Below are 7684 nucleotides of genomic sequence, written 5' to 3' on the forward strand. Positions count from 1 at the left end.
GTCCACTTTCTGACGTCCACGCTTGGTTTCAAACAGCGTCCCGGCCTGCTCCAGGATCTCCTTTTTCCACTGCCCCACCTGGACCGGATGGACTCCATGCTCCTGTCCGATCTCGTTCGTCGTTTTGACCCCGCGGATCGCCTCCAGGCCGACTTTGGCCTTGAAGGATGCCGTGTACGTCTTGCGCTTCGCTTCGCCCATTATGATATGCCCCTTTTGGTTCGACGCGAGCTTAAATTACTGTCCGGTTTTCAGGGTCCACTATAATGATTGACGGCCAGGGCCATCTCGATGCCGTCCGGGCTGAGCCGCCGGGCCGGGAAGGCGGTGCCGGCGTTGTTGATCAGTAAGTGCAGCCGGTCGAATCGCTCCCGTACCTGGGCGGCCAGGCCGCGGATGGCCGCTTGGGAGGCCAGGTCCGCAACGAACAACAGGACTTGCGGATTACCCGTCGCGGCCATGATCCCGTCGCGCGCCTGCTCCCCGCGCGCGGCGTCGCGGCACACCATGAGCACGGTCGCGCCCTGCCCTGCCAGCGCCCCCGCGACCGCCCGACCCAGGCCGGAGTTGGCACCGGTCACCAGGGCGATACGGTCGGCTAACGGGGGCGGTTGATCAGGCATCGCAGAAGCCAATTTGCGGGTGGATTGCAGGTCGGGTCGATTCTTCGGCAGATCAGACTGATCTGCGCAAAATCAAGACCACGCGTGGTCTGGACGAAAACGACGCTCGATCCAGAGGAAGAAAAATTTGTTGCTCCACAATCTAACGTAAGGTGATTTCCGCGAAAAATCCAACCCGTAGGAGCCCGCTTGCGGGCGACGGGNGGGGCACAATGACGCGATTCCGGCAGGTCACGTCGCCCGCAAGCGGGCTCCTACGGAGCGTCGTATTCGGAAATCGCCTAAAGTCCGACAGGCTGCTAGGCGAGGTTTAGAGGAGCAAATAACCCAGAGTGGACGCCGCCTGGCGCAGCGTGAGCTTCAGGGCGGCATCGGCCAGGGCGCGATGCAGGAGCGGTGCGCCGGGGAGGGCCGGGCGGGCACGCTCATAGAGCGCCAGCGCGGGGCTGCTGCCGTGCATACTGGAGCCGTAGTAGAGGCCCTGGATCTCGGGGTAGGCCGCATAGAAGGCGCGTGACCAGGCCCGTGCGCGTGGCCGCGAGCCGCTGCTGATCAACATGGAGGTCCCCGCGCGGGTCGGGTAGACACCGGTCAGATCAAGCAGGGTCAGTTCGCCGCCGATGGCGTAGGCCACCAGCCAGGGTTGGCGGGCCTGGCGGTCGATTCGGCCCGTCCGGGCGATACCGGATCAGCGGCAGACCACTGGCACTACAGGCCAGCCGCCAACCGCGCCACCGCGGCCGGGTCGCGCCCGGCGATCAACCAATCCCGAGGCGACAGCGGCGCGTCTTCATCCTCCAACACCAGTTCGCTGCTGGGGCTGCTGAACCAGCGCCACAAGGCGACCGGGTGCAGCTCGGGGCTCAGGCGGGGGACGACCTGTTCGATCCCTGGGACCAGAGCGCGCACCACCGGCTGACCGTCCTGTTGCTGCACCTGGAACTGGTAGCGCGGCAGAAGCCAGCCCCGGCCCCGGCGGATACCGATCAGGCTGCGCTCCAACAAGCGCTGTCGACCGCCGACCGCGGCGCCCCGCGATCGGGTCAGCGACCGCACCCGCCGGCCGATCCGACAGCAGGTGGACGGGCCGCCGCGGTTATACTGACGCATCGCCGCACCACCTGCCAGGTGCGCGCCCAGTAACCCAGGCGGAATCAACCATGCCAAACCAGGCCCAGCCCTCCTCCCGACTCGCCCAACTGCTGCACGAGCGCATCCTGATCCTCGACGGTGCCATGGGCACCATGATCCAGCGTTACCGGCTCGAGGAGGCGGACTATCGGGGCGAACGCTTCCGGGATTGGCCATCGGATCTGAAAGGAAACAATGACCTGCTGGTGCTGACTAAACCCGAGGTGATCCGCGAGATCCACGAGCAATACCTGGAAGCCGGCGCCGACATCCTGGAGACCAACACCTTCAACGGCAATCGGCTGTCCCAGGCGGACTATGGGCTGCAGGACTATGCCGCCGAGATCGATACGGCCGCCGCTTTGCTCGCGCGGGACTGTGCGGACCGCTACACGGCGCTGAATTCGGCCAAGCCGCGCTTCGTCGCCGGGGTGCTCGGCCCAACCAGCAAGACGGCCAGCATCTCGCCGGAGGTGAACGATCCGGGCGCCCGCAACACCCATTTCGACGAACTGGTGACCATCTATGCCGAGGCGACGCGGGCACTGATCGCCGGGCGGGTGGACGCCATCCTGATCGAGACCATTTTCGACACCCTGAATGCCAAGGCGGCGGCCTTCGCGGTGGATCAGGTCTTCGAGGAAGACGGTCTGGTGCTGCCGGTGATGATCTCCGGGACCATCACGGACGCCTCCGGCCGCACCCTCTCGGGTCAGACGGTGGAAGCTTTCTACAACAGCCTGCGCCATGTTCGGCCCCTGTCGATCGGGCTCAATTGTGCGCTCGGGCCGGATGCGCTGCGGCCGCATGTCGAGGACCTGGCGCGGGTGGCCGAGTACTGTACCTCATTCCACCCCAATGCGGGCCTGCCGAATGAAATGGGCGAGTACGACATGACGCCGGAGCAGATGGCCGCGCACATCGCCGAGTGGGTCGACTCCGGCTTCGTCAATATCGTCGGCGGCTGCTGCGGCAGCACCCCGGCGCACATCCGCGCCATCGCCGCCGCGGTGGCCGGCAAGCCGCCGCGCCAACCGTGCGCGCACGACCATCGGCTGCGCCTGTCCGGATTGGAGGCATTCAATGCCTGAGCAGCAGCGCCCCGCCATGCCGCACGACTATGACCCGCGCGCCGTCGAGACCGCGGCCCAGACGTTTTGGAATACGCGCCAGAGCTTCAAGGCGGTAGAGGACCCGGCGCGCGAGAAGTTCTATTGCCTCGCGATGTTCCCCTATCCGTCCGGCCGGCTGCACATGGGCCATGTGCGCAACTACACCATCGGCGACGTGATCGCCCGCTATCAGCGGATGCAGGGTAAGAACGTGCTCCAGCCGATGGGCTGGGATGCCTTCGGCCTGCCGGCGGAGAACGCGGCGATCAAGCACGGCATTCCGCCCTCGCAGTGGACCCGCAGCAACGTCGCCTACATGAAGGGCCAATTGCAGAGCCTGGGGTTCGGCTACGACTGGGAGCGTGAACTGGCGACCTGCGATCCGGACTATTACCGCTGGGAGCAGTGGCTCTTCACCCGCTTGATGGAGAAGGGTCTGGCTTACCGGGCGACCGCGCTGGTCAACTGGGACCCAGTCGATCAGACGGTGCTGGCCAACGAGCAGGTGATCGACGGCAAGGGTTGGCGCTCCGGCGCCCCGGTCGAGAAGCGTGAGATCGAACAATGGTCGGTGCGCATCACCGACTATGCCCAGGAGTTGCTCGACGCCCTGGACGGGCTCAGCGGCTGGCCCGATCAGGTGCGCACCATGCAGCGCAACTGGATCGGCCGTTCCGAGGGGGTCTATATCGAATTCGGGATCAGTGGTTCAGACGAGGTGTTGGGCATCTACACCACCCGCCCGGATACCTTGATGGGCGTCACCTATATGGCCGTGGCTGCCGAGCATCCGCTGGCCCGGCGGGCCGCCGAAACCAACCCGGAGTTGGCCGCTTTCATTGAGGAATGCCGTCAGGGTGGAGTCTCGGAGGCCGAGATCGAGACCATGGAAAAAAAGGGTCATCGGCTCGGGATCGACGCCCTGCATCCCATCACCGGTGAAGCCGTGCCGGTTTTCGCCGCCAATTTCGTGCTCATGGGCTACGGCACCGGGGCGGTGATGGCGGTGCCCGGACACGATCAGCGCGATTGGGAGTTCGCTGAAAAATACGGTATTCCCAGACGTCAGGTCATTTATTCGCCGGACGACAGCCCCTGCGACATCGCGACCTGCGCCTATGTGGAGAAGGGCGTTCTGCGCAACTCAGGCCCATTCGACGGACTGACCTCGGCGCAAGCCGTCGACGCCGTCGCGAACTGGCTGGCGGAGCGCGGCAAGGGCGAGAAACGGGTGAACTTCCGCCTGAGGGACTGGGGCGTCTCCCGCCAGCGCTACTGGGGCTGCCCGATCCCGGTCGTCCACACCGCCGACGGCGGCATCCGCCCCGAGACCGACCTCCCCGTCCGCCTCCCCGAGGACGTCGTGGTCGACGGCTCCGGCTCGCCCCTGAAAAGAATGCCCTCATTCTCGAATCTCCCCAACGGGGAGATTCGAGAAACCGACACCTTCGACACCTTCTTCGAGTCGAGCTGGTACTACGCCCGCTTCTGCTCACCCAACTGCACCACCGCCATGCTCGATGAGCGCGCCCGCTACTGGCTGCCGGTGGACCAGTATGTCGGCGGCATCGAGCACGCGGTGCTGCATCTGCTCTATGCCCGCTTCTTCCACAAGCTGATGCGTGACGAGGGCCTGGTCGACTGCGACGAACCCTTCACGCGCCTGCTCACCCAGGGCATGGTGGTCGCCGAGACCTGGTGCCGTGACGGCGCGGACGGCCGCAAGGACTGGTTCAATCCGGCCGAGGTCACGGTCACCCGCGATGAGAAGGGCAAGCTGCTGCACGCCGTGCTCGCGGCGGACGGCCTGCCGGTGTCCTTCGGCGGCATCGAGAAGATGTCCAAGTCCAAGAACAACGGGGTGGACCCGGAGTCACTGATCGAACGTTACGGCGCCGATACGGTGCGGCTCTATACGATGTTCGCCTCGCCGCCGGACCAGTCGTTGGAGTGGAACGACGACGGCGTGGAGGGCGCCTTCCGCTTCATCAAGCGCCTGTGGACGCTGGCAACCGTCAACGCCGGGGCCATCATGGGTGCCGGTCCGGCGCTGGATCTGGACTTGAGCGAGCACGCGGGGGCCGCCGCCGCCCGCCGCGAGGTCCATGCCGCGCTCAAGAAATCACGTTTCGACTACGAGCGCCAGCAGTACAACACCGTGGTCTCCGGCTGCATGACGATGGTCAATGCACTCTATAAGCTGGATGACGCGCGCGCTGCCGCGGCGGTGCTGCGCGAGGGGGTCAGCATCTGTCTGCGCCTCCTGGCCCCGATCGCACCCCATGTCACCCACCATCTGTGGCGGGAACTCGGCTTCGGCGAGGACATCCTGAACGCTCCCTGGCCGACGGTCGATGAATCCGCGCTCAAACAGGACAGCATCGACTATGTGGTGCAGGTCAACGGCAAGGTCCGCGGCAAAGTGACGGTGCCGACCGCAGCCGATCGGGCCGCGGTCGAATCGGCCGCGCGCGACGCCGACTGCGTGCGCCGGTTCACGGACACCGCCCCGGTCCGCAAGGTCATCGTGGTGCCCGGTAAGCTGGTGAACGTGGTGACGGGCTGATCGGTATGATCAGCAGGCGCGCATTCGCGGCGGCGGTGCCCGGTCTGACGTTGGCTCTGCTGGCCGGCTGCGGGTTTCGTCTGCGCGGCACCCTGGACCTTCCGGAGGCGCTGTCGCCCCTGTACATCCAGGCGGGCGGCGGTTCGACGGTCAAGCGGGCGATCGAGGACCAACTCTCCGGCAGCGCGCTCGCCCTGGCCACCACCCCGGCCGAGGCCAAGCTCATCGTGCGTATCCTCTCGGAGGGACGCTCGTCGCGCGTGGTCGCGACCGACTTCAGCGGCAAGGTCCTGGCCTATGACCTGCGGTTTCTGGTCTCCTATGACGCGGTGTCCGCCGACGGAACAACACGGGCGCCGCAACAAACCCTGGACCTCTCGCGCACCTTCGACAACCCGGACGTGGAAGTGCTGGGCAAGCAGCTCGAGGAGGAACAGATCTACCAGGATTTCGCCGGCGATGCCGCGGACCGCATCCTGATGCGCTTGCGCACCACCCTGCGCTGAACGGCGATGCGCCTGCGGTTCACCCAACTCCCGGAGCACCTCGCGCGCGGCCTGTCCCCGGTCTATCTGATCTGCGGCGATGAGCCCTTCCAGCTCGGCGAGGCCGCACGGCTGATCCGCACCGCGGCGCGGACCGCGGGTTTCGACGAACGCGAGGTGCTCGACCAGGACGCGCAATTCGACTGGGGCGCGCTGGGCGCCAGCGCGAGCGCCATGTCGCTGTTCAGTCAGCGCAAATTGATCGATCTGCGGTTGAGCAGCGGTAAGATTGGCAAGGACGGCAGCGCCGCGCTGCGCGCCTACTGCACGCGGCCCTGCCCCGACAACCTCCTGCTGGTGACCGCCCCCGGACTGGAACGCAAGGAACTGGAGACCCAATGGGTCAAATCACTGGATGCCGTCGGCGCCGTGGTCCAGGTGTGGCCGCTCAAGGGACGGGAATTGGCCCAGTGGCTGGGTCAGCGGCTCACGGCCGCGGGATTCGTGCCTGAGCCGGGAGCGGCGGAATTGCTGGCGGAGCGGGTCGAGGGCAACCTGATGGCCGCGGTGCAGGAAATCGAAAAGCTGCGGCTGCTGCGCGAACCCGGCCCCCTGCCCCTGGAGGACCTCTTGGGGACCCTGGCGGACAGTGCCCGCTTCGACCTCTTTGCGCTCACCGACGCCGCGGTCGCGGGCGATCGGGCGCGGGTCCACCGGGTGCTCACCGTGTTGCGGGCCGAGGGCGTGGCGGAGACGCTGGTGCTGTGGGTCCTGGCACGCGACCTGCGGATGCTGGCGGAAGCCGCGGGTGCCAAGGCGCGGACCGGCTCTCCGGCAGCCGTCTTCGCCGGTCATCGCGTCCCGCGACCGCGCCAGGACGGGGTCGAACGCGCACTCGCACGACTCCAGCCGGGCCTCCTGCGCGGGCTGCTGCAAGCCTGCGCCCGCATCGACCGGGCCATCAAAGGACTCGGCCCGGGCGACCCCTGGCATGGTCTGGAAGTGATCGCCGACCGGCTGGCCGGGGCCGTGGCGGGGCCGTCGACCCGGACATAGCAGCCGGCGGTCAGCGTTGAGTTCGATGCTGCGCTATAGCCGTCGAACGTGATGACCGGACGTAATACCGCGTTCCGCTTACAGCTGCGGGAAAGCCGCCCTCGTCATTCCGGCAGGATGCCGGAATCCAGTGCCATGGATGGTACCTCGCAGCGAGCACGGACCCGCAAGATAAGATGGAACGTTCGAGTAGGGGCGGGTTTCAAACCCGCCCCTACAGAAACGAAGACTCTGTCAGGATAACCTGAAGCCGCGCGTCAGTAGCAAGACCGGCTTTCCGCATGGACTGCCGGCGTCCAAGACCAGTACACCGAGGTAAGCAGACATGACAGACGACGGGGCGGGTGATCGATCGGAGCGGGTGCCGACGGCGCTCCAGGGTCGCTACGATGCGATCGTCGCACTCACTGATCAATGCTGCGAGCAGCATTTGACCGAAGAGTATCGTGATCTCTGTCGACGCCTGACCGCGAAATTGTGCCGCAAACGCCCCTCACCACTGGCTACGGGTAAACCCAACACCTGGGCTTGCGGGGTCGTTTACGCGCTGGGTCGGGTCAACTTCCTGTTCGGCAGCAGTCAGACCCCGTACATGCGGGCGGATGAGTTGTGCTCGCATTTCGGTCTGAGCGCGAGCACCGGCTCGGCGAAATCGACGGCGATCCTGAACTTGCTGAACTCCGGGCAGGCCGATCCTCAGTGGAGCCTGCC

9 protein-coding genes are annotated in these 7684 nt (G+C 66.2%); 5 read left to right on the forward strand and 4 right to left on the reverse strand.

The annotated features are described in order from the left end of the window. The 4 genes from A39O_RS0109450 to A39O_RS32905 all read right to left on the reverse strand — a co-directional run. Positions 1-201, reverse strand: a 201-nt coding sequence (locus tag A39O_RS0109450) for an IS3 family transposase (protein ID WP_020504134.1), incomplete at its 3' end; no start/stop codon positions are given. A gap of 50 nt (positions 202-251) precedes the next feature. Continuing rightward, complete coding sequence (locus tag A39O_RS32895; protein WP_020504406.1) at positions 252-623, reverse strand: SDR family NAD(P)-dependent oxidoreductase; 372 nt, start codon at positions 621-623, stop codon at positions 252-254. 310 nt (positions 624-933) lie between these two features. Then, on the reverse strand, positions 934-1257 hold the full coding sequence (locus tag A39O_RS32900; protein WP_020504407.1) for an RES domain-containing protein: 324 nt from the start codon (positions 1255-1257) through the stop codon (positions 934-936). A 74-nt stretch (positions 1258-1331) separates the two neighbouring features. Continuing rightward, entirely contained in the window at positions 1332-1733 is a 402-nt protein-coding gene (locus A39O_RS32905) for a hypothetical protein (RefSeq protein ID WP_020504408.1), read from the reverse strand. 50 nt (positions 1734-1783) lie between these two features. On the opposite strand from A39O_RS32905, the gene A39O_RS0109470 reads away from it, so the two are divergent. The 5 genes from A39O_RS0109470 to A39O_RS41710 form a co-directional block, all read left to right on the forward strand. Further along, the gene (locus tag A39O_RS0109470) at positions 1784-2845 is read left to right on the forward strand and encodes a homocysteine S-methyltransferase family protein (RefSeq protein ID WP_020504409.1); all 1062 of its coding nucleotides are present in this window, start codon (positions 1784-1786) and stop codon (positions 2843-2845) included. Positions 2846-2861: 16 nt separating this feature from the next. Next, complete coding sequence (leuS, locus tag A39O_RS0109475) at positions 2862-5432, forward strand: leucine--tRNA ligase (protein ID WP_026199276.1); 2571 nt, start codon at positions 2862-2864, stop codon at positions 5430-5432. Positions 5433-5437: 5 nt separating this feature from the next. Beyond that, positions 5438-5938, forward strand: coding sequence for an LPS-assembly lipoprotein LptE (locus A39O_RS0109480; RefSeq protein WP_020504411.1), 501 nt, complete (start codon positions 5438-5440; stop codon positions 5936-5938). Between the two features lie 6 nt (positions 5939-5944). After that, positions 5945-6973, forward strand: coding sequence for a DNA polymerase III subunit delta (gene holA / locus A39O_RS0109485; protein ID WP_020504412.1), 1029 nt, complete (start codon positions 5945-5947; stop codon positions 6971-6973). 325 nt (positions 6974-7298) lie between these two features. Next, the coding region (locus A39O_RS41710) for a DUF6398 domain-containing protein (protein WP_040527641.1) at positions 7299-7684 on the forward strand (386 nt) is incomplete at its 3' end.

This window comes from Lamprocystis purpurea DSM 4197 (assembly GCF_000379525.1).
Taxonomy (GTDB): domain Bacteria; phylum Pseudomonadota; class Gammaproteobacteria; order Chromatiales; family Chromatiaceae; genus Thiodictyon; species Thiodictyon purpureum.

What these genes read in the sequence shown, in the direction of transcription:
- holA (WP_020504412.1), top strand. Translation starts at nt 5,945, where the DNA reads ATGCGCCTGCGGTTCACCCAACTCCCGGAGCACCTCGCGCGCGGCCTG.
- leuS (WP_026199276.1), top strand. Translation starts at nt 2,862, where the DNA reads ATGCCGCACGACTATGACCCGCGCGCCGTCGAGACCGCGGCCCAGACG.
- A39O_RS32895 (WP_020504406.1), bottom strand. Translation starts at nt 623, where the DNA reads ATGCCTGATCAACCGCCCCCGTTAGCCGACCGTATCGCCCTGGTGACC.
- A39O_RS0109470 (WP_020504409.1), top strand. Translation starts at nt 1,784, where the DNA reads ATGCCAAACCAGGCCCAGCCCTCCTCCCGACTCGCCCAACTGCTGCAC.
- A39O_RS32905 (WP_020504408.1), bottom strand. Translation starts at nt 1,733, where the DNA reads ATGCGTCAGTATAACCGCGGCGGCCCGTCCACCTGCTGTCGGATCGGC.
- A39O_RS0109480 (WP_020504411.1), top strand. Translation starts at nt 5,438, where the DNA reads ATGATCAGCAGGCGCGCATTCGCGGCGGCGGTGCCCGGTCTGACGTTG.